Raw genomic sequence first — 18,051 nt, 5'->3', positions numbered from 1 at the left:
AAATATGTGCGGGATTGTCGGTTATTTTGGGTACCGGAGTGCATCAGATGTTGTAATTGAGGGTTTAAAAAAGCTTGAATACCGGGGTTATGACTCATTTGGAATTGCAACTGTGGACGGGGAGGTGAATGTCTATAAATGTGCCGGACGCATCTCCGAGTTGTCAGGTGAGATCTGCGGTACAGGCGGTACTGTATGTATCGGACATACAAGGTGGGCAACGCATGGAATTCCGGATGAGATTAACGCCCACCCTCATACAGACGGCACCGGGAGGATTGCTATAGTTCATAACGGCATTATTGAGAATTATATGTCCCTTAAGTCAATGCTGATTAAGGAAGGCTGCACCTTTAAATCAGATACTGACAGTGAGGTGATAGCACATCTCATAGGTAAGTATTATGCCGGTGATCTGCTGGAGGCCGTAACAAGGGCGACAGAGGATCTTGAGGGGGCATATGCGTTTTTATCGGTGGCTGCCGGAGAAGACCGGATTGTTGCTGCAAGGGATAAAAATCCCCTTGTAATCGGAATCGGTGACAATGAGATAATTGCCTCCTCTGATGTTACACCTATACTTGAATATACACGGAATGTCTATTATGTCAATGACGGGGATATAATCTCAATTGACTCCAAAGGTGTTTCAGTCTTTAATTCCGGCATGCCAAAGGCGATTGTGACAGATGTTATAGACTGGGAGATCGATTCCGCCAAAAAGGGCGGTTTTGATCATTATATGCAAAAGGAGATCTATGAAGAGTCTGATGTCTTTTACCAGTCATTTAACAGTGATATTGACCCTGATTTCATCAGCGAACTGAATTCTGCTGATGAGATCTGTGTCATAGCATGCGGGACATCGTACAATGCAGGTCTGTTATTCAGATACTTAATGGAGATGCACTGTGAAACTCCGGTACGGGTTGAGGTTGCTTCTGAATGCCGCTTCTTTAAGCCAAGGAAATGTTCGGTTGTGATAGCTGTTACACAGTCAGGTGAGACTGCTGATACTATTGCAGCTTTAAATATGGCAAAAGCCTCCGGCTGCACTACTGCGGCTGTAACAAATGTAGTCGGAAGTTCGGTTACAAGGGTTGTGGATTACTCATTATATACGAGAGCCGGGCCTGAGATCAGTGTTGCGGCAACAAAGTCCTATACGGCCCAGGTTGCAGTCTTTATGTCAATAGTGAGGAAACTCTGTAATGGTAATATCAAAGAGGACCTCAGTGAAATTCACAAGGTCATAGAGGATGCCCTGTTAGTGGATGTATCTGAAGGGGCTGAGATATGCGCCGGGGCATTTGATATCTTTTATGTCGGAAGGGGTCTTTATTACCCTGTATCACTGGAAGGTGCTCTTAAGATCAAGGAGATAACCTATATTCATGCAGAGGGCTATGCTGCCGGAGAGTTAAAGCACGGGCCAATCTCCCTTCTATGTGAGGAGACACCCATTGTTGCGGTATGCACAATGGATGTCTCCCATCCTGTCATGCTCTCCAATATAAAGGAGATGAAGGCAAGGAATGCTCCTGTAATCGCAATCGGGACTGAGGGTGATGAGGATCTCGATGATGTTGCAGATGTCTGCATCTATGTGAAGAGATCGACACCCCTTGGGGAGATGCTTGCGGTAATTGTGGTCCTTCAGATGCTTGCATACCAGTCTGCGGTAATTCTTGGCCGGGATATTGACAAGCCGAGAAATCTGGCAAAGAGCGTCACGGTTATCTGAAATCAGCGGTCACTGAAGTGATCATTTATCCCAGACTTATTTCCCGTTGATTGCAGGTTCAGACTGTAATTCCGGGAATATTCAACAGTTACATTCGATATGCCGGATGGGAAGTAAGAGGTTAAGTTCATTTTTCTTTGGCTACAAATAATAAAAAAAGGAAATTTACATGAAAATATCAATAATAGGATCAGGTTATGTGGGGGTTGTAACCGGTGCGTGCCTCTCGGAATTCGGGCATGAGATTGTTTTTGTTGACATCGATCTAAGGAAGATTGATCTCTTAAATAAGGGAATTCCGCCGATATACGAATTGGGGCTTGCTGAGATTTTAAAGAAGAATAAGCAGCTTATCTCTGCAACCGATGATTATAATTCTGCCATTGAAGGTACTGATCTGACTTTTATATCTGTAGGCACTCCATGTGCGGAGAATGGAACTATTGATACGGTTTACGTCAGATCTGCGGCTGAAAATATCGGTTCAGCCCTTAACAACACCAATAAGAAGACTGTTCATACTGTTGTCGTAAAGAGCACTGTCTTTCCGGGAACTACGGAATCTGTTGTTCTTGATGCCCTTGAGAGAACATCAGGAAAAACTGCCGGTGAAGGATTTTATCTTGGCTGCAATCCGGAATTTTTAAAGGAAGGGGTTGCAATTGAGGACTTCATGAACCCTGACAGGATTGTCATAGGTTCGTATGATGAGGGTGCAGGAGAGGTTCTTGGTGAACTGTATGCCAACTTTGACTGCCCTAAGGTTGTTACCGGCATAAAGACGGCTGAGATGATTAAATATACGAGCAATGCTTTCCTTGCAACCAAGATCAGTTTTGCAAATGAGATCGGGAATATCTGTAAAATGGCCGGCATTGACACTGAGGAAGTTTTTAAGGGTGTCGGCCTTGATGCAAGGATAAACCCCTCATTTTTCCGGTCAGGAATAGGCTTTGGCGGCTCATGCTTCCCAAAGGATGTCAGGGCGCTTTTATCAGGGGCAATGGATTCCGGAGTTGATACAACTATTCTGAAAGCTGTTCTCGATGTAAATGAAGCTCAGCCATTAAAGATGATCGACCTGCTGACTAAGCATATGCCTGATCTCAGAGGACGAAAGATCGGCCTGTTTGGTCTGGCATTTAAGCCCGATACCGATGACATCAGGGAGAGCCGCGCCATTCCGGTCATATCAGCCCTGACTGCAATGGGCGCTGAAGTCGTGGGCTATGACCCGCTTGCATCAGAGAATATGTCTGTTCTCTTCCCCGGTATTATATATGCAAAGGACTGCGGCGAAGTCATGGCATGTGATGCTGTGCTTATTACAACCGAATGGCCGGAGTTTGAAGATCTTGATTACTCAGGAAAGCTTGTTATTGACGGCAGACGGATCAGAAAGGCGGCCGATACTGCTGAGATATATGAGGGTGTCTGCTGGTGACATCTGTTAAAAAGGCCGTAATTCCTGCCGCAGGGCTTGGCACACGGTTTCTTCCGGCAACTAAATCAATGCCAAAGGAGATGCTCCCTCTAATAGACCGTCCTACAATTCAGTATGTCGTTGAAGAGGCTGTCAATTCCGGCATTGAGGACATCATTATCATCACCGGAAGAAGCAAGAGGGCGATTGAGGACTACTTTGACGACTCTCCTGAACTTGAGATGCACCTTGAGATGAATGGTAAGACTGATGAACTGAATCTGATACGTGAAATCTCAGATATTGCGGATATTCATTACATCAGGCAGAAAGAGCCGAGAGGGCTTGGGGATGCAGTACTCCGGGCTGAGAAGCATATAGGTGACAGTCCTTTTGCTGTTCTCCTCGGCGATGATATTGTTACCAACTCACAGCCCTGCACAAGGCAGCTTATTGATGTCTATGGCAGAACAGGATCTTCTGTAATTGCCATTGAGGAAGTTCCGGATGAGAAGGTCTCAAGCTATGGTATCATTGACGGAAAATCGGTCGAAAAATCCCTATATCAGATTATGGACATTGTTGAAAAACCGTCACTATGTGATGCTCCGTCAAGGCTTGGTGCAATTGGCCGTTATGTCTTTACACCGGAACTGTTTGACTGCCTTAAAAGAACTGAGAGGGGTGTCGGCGGTGAGATTCAGCTTACTGATGCAATAAGGATGCTGAACGGAATTCAGGATGTTTATGCCTTCTCTTTTTCAGGAAAGAGGTATGATACAGGTGACAAAATAGGCTATCTAAAGGCAATTTTTGACTTTGCAATGGCTGACCCTGAGATCTCTGAGAGCATCCGTGAATATATGTCCAAAGCCCTGAAGAGATAGTTTCCGGAAAAAATAAGTCATGTTTTATTGTCAGGATTTTGGATATAAATCCGTATGTCCTGATTTTTCTCCCCGGAATTCCGGTTGTTCTGCCGGAATTTGTGACAGAGTTATCTGAACTGAATGCCTATGTTGTCAACCTTTGTTTTGATGGCAATCTCAAGACCAATTGGTCTGAGGATCTCATTCATCTCCTCTTCTCCGAGTTTTGTTATTACTGCAACTGAAGGGCCGACTGAACTCATGCCTACAAACTCCAGTCCGGCATCCTTTAGCCTGCTCATGTAGTAATAGATCTCAAATGAGTTGTGCTCAACCTCGGCACGCTTTGATCCCCGAAAGTCCATCTCCCAGATGATCTCTCCGAGTTTTGTTATGTCATTCCTGCATAGGGCCGGAATTAAATCCATCAGTACAAAATATGCCTTAAGTTCCCGGTCACGTGAATCAAGTGCCCTTGCCCTGTTCATCAGGACATTGAATTCGTCCTCTCCTGATGCCTTGGCTTTTGTGGGAGGGATAATTACATAGACATTTTCGTCCTCTGCAAAACTGTGGTGGCAGACAAGGGTAAGTTCGTCACCTAAAACCGCCATACCTCCGTATGTAGCCGCCGCAGGGCCGACTCCGGTCTCAAAGCCGCCGATTATTTTACCATCTGTTGTCTCCTCGACATAGTTGCATCCGATGAGATATCTGATCTCCTCATGGGTGAGAGGGGAGCCGATTGCCTTATTCATTCCGTGGCAGACTGCAAGGAGGACTGAACCTGTTGATCCAAGGCCGACATGCTTCTTTTCGTGGTCCTTTGCGCAGATCTTAAATCCACCGGAATAGCCTGTGACCTGCTTAAAGACTGCCACGAGATGCCTGACTATTGGTTCACGGTTGTAGTCTATCTCATCAGCGCCTTCTGTTACTTCAACCACTGAATTGCAGTAGCACTGGATTGCAAATCCAACGCCGCCGCCGCCGGGCCTGTTGGGTGCAAACCTGTTCATATCAAGAACAGTCAGATGGATTCTTGCCGGAACTATGACCTCTACAGGCTTTTCTGAAAATTCCGGTTTAAAATTCCTTTTATCGATACCGTGAGTTCTGATATTCTCTCCCACTTCAAATGGTGAGAAATCATACTCGACAAGATCCAGGTCTCCGCCCCGGATCATAAGTCTGGGCATTATTATCCTCTTTTTATCAAAACAGAGCTTAATTTATTATCGGTCAAAAAAAATGCTCTTACCTGAGGCTGACAGCGGTATGCCGTATGCTACGGTGCAGTCACCGGGCCAGCCAAGTTTCAGTGCTCCAACGCCGGCCGAAAACATGATTCTGTTGTCTATGTTATGTATTGATGCAGTCTTTGCTGCGGAACCTACTGCGATCCCGAGATCAGCCTGCCTCAATACGCAGTTTGGGCCATGAAATGCAGTGTCACGTCCTGTATCCCGGATAGCTTTCTGCTCTCTGAGCATACCGGAACAGTTTGGAAAACCACATCCTCCGCAGTTTAAGCCAAGTGAGCCGTCACCTTTTACGCCGATAATTACACAACAGTCACTTTTTTCAATGTTTCCGGCATCGCGGAGGAAGAATTTCAGGTTATTCTCCTCTCCGAAACTCCTCATCGAAGCGGCAAGTGCACCAAGTTCATCCTTAGAAACGATTTTAATCTCAATTACATCGCTCCCCTTTGATTTTGGTGCAGTGCGTGCTGAGAGAGCCATAAGTTTTGCTACAATCTCAACACATTCACTTTCGATGAACATCAGATTTACATAATCCCTTAGGATATTTAAAATCTTTGAAAATATGTGATTTTTCTAATTATAATCCGATATCCAAAGAAGAACCTCATTGGTGATATAACAGTCAGTACTATGATGATCAGTACTGAAGATATAACCGTCAGTATTTTCCGGAATCAATCATTCTTCTGATATCATCAGAGATTGTCCGGTTATTTTCAAGGATTTCAATCAGGGTTCTGATCTGCCGTACTGTTTCCGGATGTAGTTCATGCTCCATAAAACATGCGTCCTCATTTGCAGTCTTTTCAGGCACTTTAATCAGCATCAGGAATTTTTTGAGTGTCTCATGCCGGTATTTTATAACCTCGGCAATCTCCCTGCCCTTCTCCTTCAGCACAACCCCTTCATATCTCCGGTACTCAACAAGCCCCAGTCTGTCTAGTTTTTTAAACATCTCAACAACACTTGAGGGGCTGAGGGACATCTCATCTGCTATGTCCTTTGTCCTTGCATAGCCTTTCTGAATGGTGACGTTGAGGATTGATTCAAGGTAATCCTCAACTTTTCTGGAAAGGTTGCATGCTTTTTTTTCAGCTTTCATTAATAACTTCTGCCAAGTATGGTCATATTCTGGTTCTGAGCATCTTAATCCGGGTAATCTGTTATGGTTTGGGTATATAATATACCTACAGTTTTTTCATATATCTAATACTTTTTTATTCACCTTCAGTTGTTTTCAAGTCTGAAATAATAGACTGCAAATGCCAGTGTGAACGGAAGGAGTATTACTGCCGGTGCATACGGAGGTGCAAAGGCACTAACGAAACCTGACAGGGAATTGAAAAATTCTGCTGATTCCTCTCCTGCCGGAATGTTTTCACATATTGTTGCAAATATGTCTGTTCCGGCAACAATCCAGATCATTACAGCGCCCAGAAATGATTTTGAGAACTGTTCGATCTTATGAATATCTTTTGCTCCGGAGATCAGCATAATCCCGCCAAAAATTACAACGAGACTTCCCCAGACCCACCTGAAGAAGTCATCTCCGCCAATAGTGAATAGCCCAAGATCTATTGTCTGGTATATTCCTGACCATACGATTATATTTAATATGCCTGTTATCATGGCGGCAAGTCCGATAATTCCGGTGTATATCTCAAATATGTTATTTTTATTTTCCATTTATGCTACCCCCAGTAATATTCCAATGAGGTGTATCAGTCCGCCGTATAGGAATACTATTACTGCAAGCACTCCTACAGCAGCGGCAAGTTCTTTCACTCCTTCTTTAAGCATAACCACAAATGTTGCAACACACGGGAAGTATATGGATATAAGTACGACAGCTGTTATCATCTGGTATGGTGTCATAGCAATTGTAGAGAGCTGTGCTACTGCAAGATCTTTTCTTAAGAATGCTGCAATCAGCGGCCCGACGGTCTCTTTAGGCACTCCAAACCATGTTACAAATAGTGGTGCGAAGAGATCAGCAAGAGCCTGAATAACTCCGAGGAGATACAGGACATTTACAAATAGTATTCCGAGCAGAACGAAAGGAATCGCATTTATAAAGAATCCCTTTGTTTTTACCCAGAGTTTTTTGCATATGTTCTGCAATGCCGGTCTTCTGTATGGTGGAATGTCGATTAATATTTCGGGGTTCCCTCCCGGAATTAATTTGCCGAGTATGAATCCGAAGAGGCAGAATCCGATTATCAGGTACAGCATCACCCATCCGACAGTCTCCGGTATTACATCCAGCATTATCCCAAGCTGTGCTCCGCAGGGAATGAATACTGCAAGAAGCACCATCATAATAAATCTCTGTTTTTTTGTCTCAAGATTTCTGGTTGCTGTAACTGCCGGAACATTGCATCCGAGGCCGAGTATTGCCGGAACTATTGCATATCCGTGAAGGCCTATCTTATGGAATAGTCCATCCATTAATACTGCAAGTCGGGGCAGGTAGCCGGAATCCTCAAGAATGGTCATCATGAGATAGAATATGAATATTGCCGGCAGCACCACCCCTATCGAGACAAAAAGTCCGGATGTGAGCATCCCGAATGCCTCAAAACAGTTGTCTGCAAGCGGATCGCCGACAAAGAGGAAGTAAAGCACGCTGTCGGGGTTTGGCCATACATTCTGAATCCATGGCAGCCAGTAATTGTCAAAGAGTTTTACCATGAAGCCGTCTGTGACAAGTGCCCCTGCAAATGATGAAAATATGCTCCAGAATGCGTAAAGGACAGCTAATGCTACCGGAATTCCGGTGAGGGGCTTCACTGTCAGTTCGCTCAGATAATCTTTGATTGATGGTTTATATTCTCCTGCGGTGACTGTCCGGTTTGCAATCAGGTCAACAATCTCCCATCTCTTTGCTGTGGGTGTTGTCATCAGATACACCCCCCGCCACAGAGTCCGCATCCGGCACAGCCACCTTTGCTTTCTTCCTCTGTAACTTCTCCTTTTGCTCTCTTCTCTATCAGCTCTATATCTGAGGCCTGTGCATATCTTATTCTGTCTGTGAGATCCAGCAGTCCCTCTCCACTCAGTGCTGATGTGGTTATCACCGGAATTCCGAGTATCTTCTGGAGATTGTATATATCAACAGAAACTCCTTTTTCATGTGCGGCATCGATCATGTTGATGACTAATACTGCCCTGTAACCCCTCTCTATCACTTCAAGAGCCAGGTATAATCCTCTCTCAACCCTTGTTGCATCAAGGACCATCAGAATCGTTGCATCTCTGTTATTTTCAAGTATTTTTAATGCAACCTCTTCTGCCCCGTCTTTTGGTTCAAGTGAGTACATGCCGGGGACATCGGTTATCTCATAAATTATCTCCGAAGTCTCAAGCATGCCTTTTGTATAATCGACAGTCGTGCCCGGATAATTGGATACCGTTGCATCTGCACCGGTGAGCCTGTTGAACAGGGCACTTTTTCCGACGTTTGGGTTTCCAACCATCAGAATTTTTTCTTTATCCTTATTTTTATTGCCAGCCATCTGAATCCTCGATTATGTCACTCTGTCTTAATCTTTAGTTTTTCAGCAATTTCGTAATCGACGGCCACTTCGATTTCGTTTACTATAACAACAACAGGTCCTTTGATTGGCTGTTTTGTAACCATCTTTACTGATTTCCCTGGTCTTATGCCAAGGCAGTTTAAAATATGTTCACAACATGGGATGGTGTAAACAATTCCTGTTTCTCCGGATTCCAGTTCTGATAATTTTTTCTCCAGAATAATCACCTCTCTAATAATATTTTATGTGCCATTCCTCTGCCCAGGACGAGAGAATCACCATGGATTTTTACAACGACAGGCCCGCAGCGTCCGGAGATCATTGTTAACCTTTTTCCGGGGGTGAGTCCCCTGAGGGCAAGCTGCTGGATTAAGTTTCTTCCACCGTTTATCTCTGTTATAATGGCAGACTCTCCGGGTGAAAGTTCAGTGAGATGCATCTTCACATAATTATTTTTTTTATTTGGTTGATATTAACGGGGTACGAAACAAATTTGGTTTTTGAATAATTTCCAAAATTAATTTGGAAATTTACAATGCTTCAAAATATTTTCTCAGATTTCAGTTTAATTTTGTCGTGAATATTGCGTAGCTATGTTGTAATCAGGGGTGGTTGCGCGATATTTTGGTATTGTATGGGATGTCCTTAAAACATTTGGATTTTTGACATATTACAAATATTTTTTGGGTTTGTAATATATCGGCTGAATATTATACCCGGAGATCATGTTTTTACATACAGCTCAGAATTCCGGCTCTGAATCTCAGCCGGACAATGAATATTCCTGTCTGAAAGCTATTTCCGGCGTGGATGATGAACGAATAAAGGTTCTTCTTGTAGATGATGAATCAGGTGTCCTTGATGTTACCAAAATATTCCTTGAGAAAAAAGGGAATTTTATAGTTAAATGCTGTAACTCGGCTGAAATGGCACTCCGGGAACTCGAATGTGGCTGTTATGATGCAGTTGTTAGTGACTACGGGATGCCGGGTATGAATGGTCTTGAATTACTGTTTGAAATCAGGAGTTCCGGCAGTGATATTCCGTTTATCTTCTTTACCGGAAAAGGGCGTGAAGAGGTTGTAATTGAGGCTATAAACAATGGTGCTGATTATTATATCCGAAAAGGTGGTGACCCGAAATCACTCTTTGCCGAACTGTCGCATGTAATGACTGAAGCGGTTTACAGCCGGAGGTATGAGGTGAGTGCCGGAAACTCTGACAGGTTCATCTCCGGACTCTTTCACCATCTGCCTGATCCGACATATGCGGTGAACAGAGATGGCGTTGTTATTGCCTGGAACAGGGCCATTGAAGAGATGACTGGTGTACATGCCGGTGATGTTGTGGGTAGGAAGGGTTTTAATCCTTCTGAAGTACTGTATGGAACAGGCAGGCCGTCACTTGCTGATCTTCTGCTGAATTCCGGTGCAGTTATGCCTGATAATTATAATACAACAACTAATTCCGGTTCAATGATCATTGCAGAGATCTCCACAATGCAGTCCGGTGAACTCTCTTACATGCGTGCGAAGGGTACATATCTCTATGATGGTGACGGCAGTGTTGCAGGTGCGATTGAATCGGTAAGGGATATTACTGAGTGGAAGGTAGCGGAGATGAAACTTAAGAGAATGAATGAGTACAGGAAGGCGCTTATTGAGTCTCATATTGATCCTCTTGTCACTCTCTCACCTGATCTCCGGATTACTGATGTCAATGGCGCTACTGAAAAGCTTCTCGGATGCGGGCGTGAAGATATTGTAAACTGCCACCTGCGTGAATGGCTCTTAAACCCTGAAGCAGCAGATGGTATCTTTGGCTCTCTGGCTGATGGAAAGGCAGTCAGGGATCACAGGCTGAATGTTCTGAAAAAGTCAGGTGAGAAGATTGCGGCATACCTCTATGCCACAGCGTATCTGGATGCAGAAGGGGATGTAAAGTGCATATTTGCTGAACTGCATGAACCTCTGCCGTTTATGGGGGTGCCTGATGATTTATGGTGGCTGTCGATGTAGGTGAGGGATACCAAATATTATCCAAAACTAAGATTTAATCTCCTATGAAACATTTGTTTCATCTGCCATCTGTGAACCTGCGGGTTCATGAATGACTATTTTAATCCGGTCTTTAAATCCGGATACTGTCTGTTAGCTCTTTTAGCAATTGTGCATGAATTGTTTGGGAATTATGGGGTTGTTGCACAAATAAAATTTGGTGGATTATTGTATAATTTTTGGGTGCAGTTGCTACAAACGTCTTGTGGATTTGTCCAGAGAGGGCATTTAATTGTCTTATTGTCGGTTTAAAAATAGTCCTGCGACAGGGCACAGTCGTATTTTTCAGTGACATGATGTCTGAAACAGACAATGTCAGCTTAGATCGGTTGAAAAACTAATCTATACTTAAAAATGATCAGTCATCACTGATTTATCAGACTGTGCTGACAGACTTTTATATTTGTTGGAAATGGGTGTGTTTAATGGATTTTGTTATTGTGCTGATATTTTTTTTGTGTCTGTTGTGCCCGGAAGATCGGTTACGTATGTGCGTTGCGTGTTTAGAGGTTTTAATATATTATGGATATGTTATGTGTTGTCCGGGCGATAATATTTAGAATCTGAATATGTCCGTGACGCGGCTCTCCGCATGGTTAAATCTTTGGTTATCTCCTTTATTCCTTTATTGCTCTTTTTGCGGTTCTTCTCCTCAGATGATTCCGGAGGCAGAAAATAGTAATTTTCATCTCTTTCATCTGTTATTTTTTTCGGAAATCCGGCTGCTGCTTCCGGTAATGCCCAGAAATACTCTGACGATCTCCTTTCTGTCTTCACTTTTTCCTTCGCTTAATTTTTCAATGTCAAATATTGACGATTTTATGCTCATATTTCATATTCTCCTTTCTGTGATTTATGCTGATATTCTTGATTTCGTGCACGTGAGGTTCGGTTACTTATGTGCCTGCCCTGTTGTGCTATATTTTTATTGGTATTTCGGTTGTGATGAAAACTTACCTAAAGAGATTGGAAATGTGAGGTTACACTGAACTATTTTTGGAATTTCGATCATTTTTCCGAAAATATTGCTGTCTGCCTTCTTGTTTACAGCACGTTTTTATATCCGGCAGATATATTACATATAATCTGAGTTCCATGAATATCCGACAGAAAACCGTAATTATTGTTGCAACGGTCTTTTCAGTACTTATTGTTCTGCATATTGCCACATATGGCTTATTTATCCTTGGCAGTTACTCTGATGTTGAAGAGAATATTATTAAACAGGACCTTGAGAGGGTTGTCACTGCATTTGGTGATGATATCAATCATCTGGACTCAGTTGCCATTGAGTGGTCAAGCACTGATTCGGTTAAATATTATCTGGAAAACAAATCTTCCGGAAATATTCAGGGTCTTTTGACTCCGGAAACATTTGAAAGGCTCCAGTTTAACCTGATATATTTTTATGATTCGGAAGGGAACAAATTAGATGGTTCTGAGTATGATCTTGTAAATTCTGTATTTTCAGATGTTGATGAGAATTCTGAATCTGTAATTAAGGAGTTCAATTTCCACTCATACTCTCCGGAGAACAAAGAAGGTTTAATGGGCATAATTATCCTCCCAAAAGGGCCGGTTATGATAACTTCAAGGCCTGTTGCTGATGCAGATTTGGGAGATGGGATGGTCGGCACAATAGTTATGGCAAGATATTTTGATGACCGGATGCTTGACCGGTTATCTGCCATAACCAACTTCCCTGTTGTGCCTGTTACTGATTCTGAAGAGATCAGTCAGAAGATGGAGCGTTTTTCAGATTATGATGAAACCTCATATCCTCTGGTTACCCGTTATGAAAACGATCTCCTCTATCTCTTTGCACCGATGGATATCACTCCGGCAGATGAGGACAATCTCCTTGGAACAATCCTTATAAACGATGTCTATGGCGATGAAAAGATATTGTTTGAGATAACAATCCCAAGAGCGGTCTATCTTCAGGGAAAATCCACTCTTATATTCTCAATTCTCCTTTTCATATTCTCAGCAATAATTATGGAGGTTGTAATATTCCTTCTCCTTGAGAAGTTTGTCCTTTCAAGAACATCTCTGCTTAGCAGATCTGTAAATGAGATTGGTAAAAACCGCGATTTTTCACAGCGGGTTGAGGACGAGGGTTCTGATGAGATCTCATCACTGTCTGACGGTATAAACGGGATGCTTGAAGAACTTGAATCTTCACAAAAACAGCTCAAAACTAAACTTGATGTTACTGAGGAGAGATACCGCCTCTTCTTTAACAGTGGTAATGATGTTGTGCTTGTTTGTGGTAATGGTGAAAATTCCTGCAGTTTCATTGAGGTAAATGATGCCGCTGTTGATATTCTTGGATATTTAAAAGAAGAGTTTTCAGGTCTTGGTCCGGAGGATATCATCAGAGAGGAGATCTCGGATGATCCGGGATTTCTTCTCCGGATGAAGGAAGGGCAGAGTTTCTTTACGGTATATTTTATTGCAAAAGACGGAAGGGAGATCCCTTTTGAGGTTAGTGCCCATATATTCAATAATTTCGGGTCACCTGCAACGCTTATGATTGCCCGTGATATTACTGAGAGGGTTGAGAATGAGAAGATGAGGGCTGAAACCCTCAAGCAGATTGAGAAGAATATCGGGCAGCTTGCAGTACTTAATGATAATCTAAGAAACCCGCTTCAGGTGATTATGAGTCATGTTCTGCTCGGTGAAGATGGAAATCCTGACGTAATTCTTAATCAGATCGAAGAGATAACTGTTATTGTCCATAAACTTGACAAGGGCTGGCTTGAATCCTTAAAGATCAGGGATTATCTTGTAAGATATCACGGCATGAGTTATGATGAAAATAAAGTGGAGGAATATACCGGAGAGATGGACAAATTATAGTTGAAAACTGCGGGTAATTTTTGAAAAATTAGGGAGTCTGGCTTAGATGCGTCTGAGTCAGAAGTTCAATTGTTAATATATTATTATAATCCACTAAAATTCCGGAGAGAAGAAGATTATTCTTCTGCACTTTCCTGCTTCATTTTCTTTTTTATTTCTTATATACAGAACTGCTGCCTTTTGATTTTATGCGGGGACTTAATGATATTTCCATTTGGCAGGATAAATTTTCCGGATTAAATGTTACTGCTCTGTGCACAATATTCCAATCTCTTCCGGGTATTCAGTAATTTAAATCGGGTTGTTCTGAAAGTTTATTGCTTGTCTGTTTCCGGCAATTTCAGAAATTTAAAATATTATTTGCACACAAAGTAATATTTTTTTGAATTTTAGTAATAATTAACCTTTTCATATGTTCTCAGTAGTCCTGGATATTTTTGCTTCCTGAAATCTCCTATGAAACATTTGTTTCATCTGCCATCTGTGAACCCGCAGGTTCATGAATGACTATTTTTAATTGGAAATCCGGCAGGATTATTATACTGTGGCTGTATAACCATCATATTTATGAAATCCGTACTTGCTGAGACCGCCGGAAAAATCCGTTCGATGGAAATTAGGGGGGCAGGAAAAATTGCCCGTGAGGCAGTTTTTGCTCTGAAAAGCCATGCAGAGTCTCTTGATGACCAAAATAGCAGTGCCTTTATTACTAAGATGAGATCTGCGGGAGAGGTTCTGCTTAGTACAAGACCTACTGCTGTATCCCTGCCAAATGCAGTAAATATTGTTCTTTCAGGCATGAATGGTGAGGATGATACCGGTGAGATCAGGGCCGGAATTGTCAGCCGGGCGGATGATTTTATTGAGAGATCAAATTCCGCTGTGCGAAAAATCGGAGAGATTGGTGCCCGGCGTATCAGTGACGGGGATACTGTTCTTACCCACTGCAACTCTCAGGTTGCAATCGGGTGCATACTTGAGGCCCACAGGCAGGGTAAGGATATTGAGGTATTCGCAACGGAAGTCCGGCCAAGGAATCAGGGGCTGCTTACGATTAAAACTCTTAACGATGCCGGCATTAAGACAAATTTTATTGTTGATTCTGCGGCCCGCTATTTTATGAAGAATGTTGATATTGTGGTCATAGGCACAGATGCAGTGACGGTCAATGGTTCGGTTGTGAACAAAATCGGAACCTCGCAGATTGCCCTTGCTGCCCATGAGGCAAGAACAAGAGTTATGGTCGCAGCAGAGACCTATAAATTTGCTCCAAAGACCCTCACCGGAGAACTGATCAAAATAGAAGAGAGGGATAATTCAGAGGTGTTAAGTCCGGAAATTGCAGAGATAATGCCTAATGTTACTGTCAGAAATCCTGCATTTGATATCACTCCGGCGGAATATATTGATCTTATCGTGACGGAGGAGGGTGCTATTCCCCCTGAGATGGCATATATTATCATCAAGGATTATCTTGGCTGGAAGATCGGCGACTTTGACCGTGATTTCTGAGGAAATTCCGGTTTTAACGCTGTGTGATCGTGAAAAAATAATTATTGTAATTGTTAAGGGGTATTATGTTCGTCTGGAACTTCTCCAGTAGTCTGAAGGCACTCTGTCTATCATCATTCCCTCAATAATTACCGGCATAAGTTGCCTGCCTGTCTCAAGTGCATTTTCAAGCCTCCACGGCCTGTCAGCATAAATTGTGAAGATCGGTTCGCCCTTCTTGGCATGATTGCCTTTCTTTTTATGGATATATATGCCTGCACCATGATCGTTTGGCGCTCCGGCGGCTCTTGCAATAGTTATCAGTGAACTGTTGTTAAGTTCAACAACATATCCTGATTCGGGTGCTCTTATATCGTATGAATAGCTTCCGGGAACGATGTCATCCGATTTAACATCCGGATTTCCGCCCTGAATTTCAATTATCTCCTTCATTTTTAAAAGTGCCTTTCCGGATTTGAGGATTTCGTCTGCTGCCTTTGCTCCTTCGCCGTTCTGCACCTTTCCGGCCATTTCAAGGGCAATGCCGGCAAGAGATATACTTTTCTGTATCAGAGATCCGGGAATTTCCGCTCCTTCAAGGGCCTTTAAAGCTTCACGGACTTCAAGATTTACACCTATTGCGTGACCTATTGGTGAGTCACCATACGTAAGTGCACATTCGACTCTCATGCCAAGCCTTTCGCCGAGGTCAATGAACTCCCTTGCAAGTTTTCTTCCTTCTTCAGGTGTCCTGACTTTTGCATGTTCCCCTACCGGAATGTCAATGACAACAAGATCAGCGCCGACTGCATACTTCTTTGCCATGACACTTGCAAGCATCTGTCCTCTTGCATCGATCTTTAACGGGTATTCATGGGTGATTATCCTGTCATCAGCAGGGGCGATATTTGTCGCGCCGCCCCAGACAATAACAGCGCCCACTTTCTCGGTCATCTTCCTGACTTCATCTGCTGAGAACGAGACCGGGCAGAGGGCTTCCATGAGATCAGCAGTCCCACCCGCGCCTGTTATTGCCCTTGAACTTGTCTTTGGAATTTTAAGTCCGGCTGCGGCGATGATTGGAACGATAAGGAGTGAGATCTTGTTGCCCGGAACTCCGCCTATTGAATGCTTGTCCACAATCGGGTGAGAGTCAAATGAGATCTCTTCACCTGTTGAGACCATTGCGCGTGTGAGGTACTCAATTTCGTCCATGTCAAGGCCGTTGATATAAGAGCCTGTAATGTATGCACTGACCTCTCCGGGTGAGAGAATGTCATTTACTATATCGTTAACGACTGAGAATGTTTCATCTGAGGTTAGCTTACCTCCGTCCATCTTTTTCTTGATGTAATCTATGGATACAGGGCGATTTGCAACTCTTATCTCTAACATTTCTCCTTCTTTTGCATCAAGGCGTTTATTTGTGACGTAGAATATTCCTACTGTCCCTTTTGGAATGATTGTCTCTGTTGTTGTTACTATTGCCTGTACTGAATCTCCTCTCTCCTGGTTTATTATCTGGACACGATCTCCGTCAAGGACTCCGACTGTTCTTGAGTCCTCACGGTTGAGCATAACTCCCCGATAATCGATATCCATCAGTTTTGCGTTGAGTTTAATCATAATAACACTTCAGTGGGATACTTCAGATTAAGTCTGAATCAGATATATTGTTTTGGTTATAATCCCGTATTTCTGAATTTTCCGGAGAAATAATGGACAATTCTTCTGTTTGTCTCTGGAGATTCTAATTCCGGCAGTATGGTCTGATTAAATATGACCTGACAAATATTATCATCATTGTGTATCCTGCATTCTGCTTTAATCTCCGGGTCACAGTTATTTTACCATCCGGTACAGGATCTTATCCCGATATAAAAAAAGATGGCCGGAATCCGGCCCTTTATTGTCCCCGATATTAGTATCTGGGTGTTCTGTGCTTTGGGAGGCAGTCGCTGCAGTATACAGGTCTTCCTTCGGCAGGTACGAATGGTACTTCGCATTCTTTTCCGCAGTCTGAGCATATTGCTTTGTGCATCTCTCTTGGGCCGCCGAAGTTTCTGCGTCCACCGAAATTATCTCTTTCGTTCATATTAGTACTCTTGCAGAATATCTGCAATATCTATAATGTTTCCTTTGGCAATAATATATGTTGTAGCTGATAGTTTACAGCTTCAGATCATTGTTATAATTTCCGGATGGGATTACGGCCCGTGTTAATAATTCTCTCAGGATATAGAAATTATTTCAGAGATTACTGATGATCGGATTTTATAATGATGAAATCAGCAATAATGAATTAACTGATAAAAAAGTAAACTGACCGTAAATCCGGTCAATATTTTTCCCGGATATTTAGTATCTGGGCGTTCTGTGCTTTGGGAAGCACTCATTGCAGTATACAGGTCTTCCTTCGGTTGGTACGAATGGTACTTCGCATTCTTTTCCGCAGTCTGAGCATGTTGTCTTGTGCATCTCTCTTGGTCCGCCGAAATTTCTGCGTCCACCGAAATTATCTCTTCCGTTCATTTTAGTACTCTTACAGACTTGTCTGCTTTATATAGAATGTTGCCTGAGTTGATAATAGCTGTGATGGTGGTAATGTACAGCCAATCTGAGTGAAATTGGCATGAATTTCAGAAATAAAGATTTAAATGCATAATCCTGACAGTTTAACCTGATAATTGAGGGGTGGCTGTGCAGTAATTTATAACTTCAGATTATCGTTATAATACCGGATAATATTATGGCTATGTATGGTCATTTACGTAACTTTCATTAATTATGTTTGATCT

Annotated in this window: 18 protein-coding genes; 6 read left to right on the top strand and 12 right to left on the bottom strand. The window is 42.8% G+C overall.

Features of this window, described 5'->3' with window-relative positions:
- Positions 1-4: 4 nt before the first annotated feature.
- From glmS to galU, 3 genes are all read left to right on the top strand, one after another.
- On the top strand, positions 5-1,744 hold the full coding sequence (gene glmS, locus L6E24_RS05420; protein WP_257743689.1) for a glutamine--fructose-6-phosphate transaminase (isomerizing): 1,740 nt from the start codon (positions 5-7) through the stop codon (positions 1,742-1,744).
- A gap of 169 nt (positions 1,745-1,913) precedes the next feature.
- A complete protein-coding gene (locus L6E24_RS05415; protein WP_257743688.1) occupies positions 1,914-3,188 on the top strand; it encodes a UDP-glucose dehydrogenase family protein in 1,275 nt (424 codons plus the stop codon).
- Positions 3,185-4,054 carry a UTP--glucose-1-phosphate uridylyltransferase GalU gene (galU, locus tag L6E24_RS05410; RefSeq protein WP_257743687.1) on the top strand — a complete coding sequence of 290 codons (870 nt, stop codon included), beginning with the start codon at positions 3,185-3,187 and terminating at the stop codon, positions 4,052-4,054. The genes L6E24_RS05415 and galU overlap by 4 nt, the downstream gene beginning before the upstream one ends.
- A 110-nt stretch (positions 4,055-4,164) precedes the next feature.
- Here galU and L6E24_RS05405 read toward each other — a convergent pair whose 3' ends face one another.
- From L6E24_RS05405 to L6E24_RS05370, 8 genes are all read right to left on the bottom strand, one after another.
- On the bottom strand, positions 4,165-5,235 hold the full coding sequence (locus L6E24_RS05405) for a GHMP kinase (protein WP_257743686.1): 1,071 nt from the start codon (positions 5,233-5,235) through the stop codon (positions 4,165-4,167).
- 36 nt (positions 5,236-5,271) lie between these two features.
- Positions 5,272-5,823: a ferredoxin domain-containing protein gene (locus tag L6E24_RS05400; protein WP_257743685.1), complete on the bottom strand. Its 552-nt coding sequence runs from the start codon at positions 5,821-5,823 to the stop codon at positions 5,272-5,274.
- 139 nt (positions 5,824-5,962) lie between these two features.
- Positions 5,963-6,406: a metal-dependent transcriptional regulator gene (locus L6E24_RS05395; protein ID WP_257743684.1), complete on the bottom strand. Its 444-nt coding sequence runs from the start codon at positions 6,404-6,406 to the stop codon at positions 5,963-5,965.
- Between the two features lie 125 nt (positions 6,407-6,531).
- Positions 6,532-6,990: a hypothetical protein gene (locus L6E24_RS05390; protein ID WP_257743683.1), complete on the bottom strand. Its 459-nt coding sequence runs from the start codon at positions 6,988-6,990 to the stop codon at positions 6,532-6,534.
- Positions 6,991-8,205: a nucleoside recognition domain-containing protein gene (locus L6E24_RS05385; protein ID WP_257743682.1), complete on the bottom strand. Its 1,215-nt coding sequence runs from the start codon at positions 8,203-8,205 to the stop codon at positions 6,991-6,993.
- Positions 8,205-8,819 (bottom strand): FeoB small GTPase domain-containing protein, encoded by a 615-nt coding sequence (locus L6E24_RS05380; protein WP_257743681.1) that lies wholly within the window; start codon positions 8,817-8,819, stop codon positions 8,205-8,207. Before L6E24_RS05380 ends, L6E24_RS05385 begins: the two co-directional genes overlap by 1 nt.
- Before the next feature lie 17 nt (positions 8,820-8,836).
- Positions 8,837-9,067 (bottom strand): FeoA family protein, encoded by a 231-nt coding sequence (locus L6E24_RS05375; RefSeq protein WP_257743680.1) that lies wholly within the window; start codon positions 9,065-9,067, stop codon positions 8,837-8,839.
- A complete protein-coding gene (locus tag L6E24_RS05370) occupies positions 9,064-9,279 on the bottom strand; it encodes a FeoA family protein (protein WP_257743679.1) in 216 nt (71 codons plus the stop codon). The genes L6E24_RS05375 and L6E24_RS05370 overlap by 4 nt, the downstream gene beginning before the upstream one ends.
- A gap of 286 nt (positions 9,280-9,565) precedes the next feature.
- Between L6E24_RS05370 and L6E24_RS05365 the strand changes: the two genes are divergently transcribed.
- Positions 9,566-10,858, top strand: coding sequence for a response regulator (locus L6E24_RS05365; RefSeq protein ID WP_257743678.1), 1,293 nt, complete (start codon positions 9,566-9,568; stop codon positions 10,856-10,858).
- Between the two features lie 733 nt (positions 10,859-11,591).
- Here L6E24_RS05365 and L6E24_RS05360 read toward each other — a convergent pair.
- Positions 11,592-11,726: a hypothetical protein gene (locus L6E24_RS05360; protein WP_257743677.1), complete on the bottom strand. Its 135-nt coding sequence runs from the start codon at positions 11,724-11,726 to the stop codon at positions 11,592-11,594.
- A 266-nt stretch (positions 11,727-11,992) separates the two neighbouring features.
- On the opposite strand from L6E24_RS05360, the gene L6E24_RS05355 reads away from it, so the two are divergent.
- Together L6E24_RS05355 and L6E24_RS05350 are read left to right on the top strand one after the other, a co-directional pair.
- Positions 11,993-13,762, top strand: coding sequence for a CHASE4 domain-containing protein (locus L6E24_RS05355; RefSeq protein ID WP_257743676.1), 1,770 nt, complete (start codon positions 11,993-11,995; stop codon positions 13,760-13,762).
- 567 nt (positions 13,763-14,329) lie between these two features.
- Positions 14,330-15,274 carry a ribose 1,5-bisphosphate isomerase gene (locus L6E24_RS05350; RefSeq protein ID WP_257743675.1) on the top strand — a complete coding sequence of 315 codons (945 nt, stop codon included), beginning with the start codon at positions 14,330-14,332 and terminating at the stop codon, positions 15,272-15,274.
- Positions 15,275-15,337: 63 nt separating this feature from the next.
- Here L6E24_RS05350 and L6E24_RS05345 read toward each other — a convergent pair whose 3' ends face one another.
- The 3 genes from L6E24_RS05345 to L6E24_RS05335 form a co-directional block, all read right to left on the bottom strand.
- On the bottom strand, positions 15,338-16,879 hold the full coding sequence (locus L6E24_RS05345; protein WP_257743674.1) for an AMP phosphorylase: 1,542 nt from the start codon (positions 16,877-16,879) through the stop codon (positions 15,338-15,340).
- Between the two features lie 295 nt (positions 16,880-17,174).
- A complete protein-coding gene (locus L6E24_RS05340; RefSeq protein ID WP_257743673.1) occupies positions 17,175-17,348 on the bottom strand; it encodes a CxxC-x17-CxxC domain-containing protein in 174 nt (57 codons plus the stop codon).
- Between the two features lie 263 nt (positions 17,349-17,611).
- Positions 17,612-17,785 (bottom strand): CxxC-x17-CxxC domain-containing protein, encoded by a 174-nt coding sequence (locus L6E24_RS05335; protein WP_257743672.1) that lies wholly within the window; start codon positions 17,783-17,785, stop codon positions 17,612-17,614.
- Positions 17,786-18,051 lie beyond the last annotated feature (266 nt).

Origin of the sequence: Methanoplanus endosymbiosus (assembly GCF_024662215.1) — an archaeon.
Taxonomy (GTDB): domain Archaea; phylum Halobacteriota; class Methanomicrobia; order Methanomicrobiales; family Methanomicrobiaceae; genus Methanoplanus; species Methanoplanus endosymbiosus.
The sequence above is the reverse complement of the archived record's forward strand: the minus strand, read 5'-3'. Positions and strand labels throughout refer to the sequence as shown.

What these genes read in the sequence shown, in the direction of transcription:
- L6E24_RS05405 (WP_257743686.1), bottom strand. Translation starts at nt 5,235, where the DNA reads ATGCCCAGACTTATGATCCGGGGCGGAGACCTGGATCTTGTCGAGTAT.
- L6E24_RS05355 (WP_257743676.1), top strand. Translation starts at nt 11,993, where the DNA reads ATGAATATCCGACAGAAAACCGTAATTATTGTTGCAACGGTCTTTTCA.
- L6E24_RS05340 (WP_257743673.1), bottom strand. Translation starts at nt 17,348, where the DNA reads ATGAACGAAAGAGATAATTTCGGTGGACGCAGAAACTTCGGCGGCCCA.
- glmS (WP_257743689.1), top strand. Translation starts at nt 5, where the DNA reads ATGTGCGGGATTGTCGGTTATTTTGGGTACCGGAGTGCATCAGATGTT.
- L6E24_RS05415 (WP_257743688.1), top strand. Translation starts at nt 1,914, where the DNA reads ATGAAAATATCAATAATAGGATCAGGTTATGTGGGGGTTGTAACCGGT.
- L6E24_RS05380 (WP_257743681.1), bottom strand. Translation starts at nt 8,819, where the DNA reads ATGGCTGGCAATAAAAATAAGGATAAAGAAAAAATTCTGATGGTTGGA.
- L6E24_RS05370 (WP_257743679.1), bottom strand. Translation starts at nt 9,279, where the DNA reads ATGCATCTCACTGAACTTTCACCCGGAGAGTCTGCCATTATAACAGAG.
- L6E24_RS05350 (WP_257743675.1), top strand. Translation starts at nt 14,330, where the DNA reads ATGAAATCCGTACTTGCTGAGACCGCCGGAAAAATCCGTTCGATGGAA.
- L6E24_RS05365 (WP_257743678.1), top strand. Translation starts at nt 9,566, where the DNA reads ATGTTTTTACATACAGCTCAGAATTCCGGCTCTGAATCTCAGCCGGAC.
- L6E24_RS05390 (WP_257743683.1), bottom strand. Translation starts at nt 6,990, where the DNA reads ATGGAAAATAAAAATAACATATTTGAGATATACACCGGAATTATCGGA.
- L6E24_RS05395 (WP_257743684.1), bottom strand. Translation starts at nt 6,406, where the DNA reads ATGAAAGCTGAAAAAAAAGCATGCAACCTTTCCAGAAAAGTTGAGGAT.
- L6E24_RS05345 (WP_257743674.1), bottom strand. Translation starts at nt 16,879, where the DNA reads ATGATTAAACTCAACGCAAAACTGATGGATATCGATTATCGGGGAGTT.
- L6E24_RS05385 (WP_257743682.1), bottom strand. Translation starts at nt 8,205, where the DNA reads ATGACAACACCCACAGCAAAGAGATGGGAGATTGTTGACCTGATTGCA.
- L6E24_RS05400 (WP_257743685.1), bottom strand. Translation starts at nt 5,823, where the DNA reads ATGTTCATCGAAAGTGAATGTGTTGAGATTGTAGCAAAACTTATGGCT.
- L6E24_RS05335 (WP_257743672.1), bottom strand. Translation starts at nt 17,785, where the DNA reads ATGAACGGAAGAGATAATTTCGGTGGACGCAGAAATTTCGGCGGACCA.
- L6E24_RS05360 (WP_257743677.1), bottom strand. Translation starts at nt 11,726, where the DNA reads ATGAGCATAAAATCGTCAATATTTGACATTGAAAAATTAAGCGAAGGA.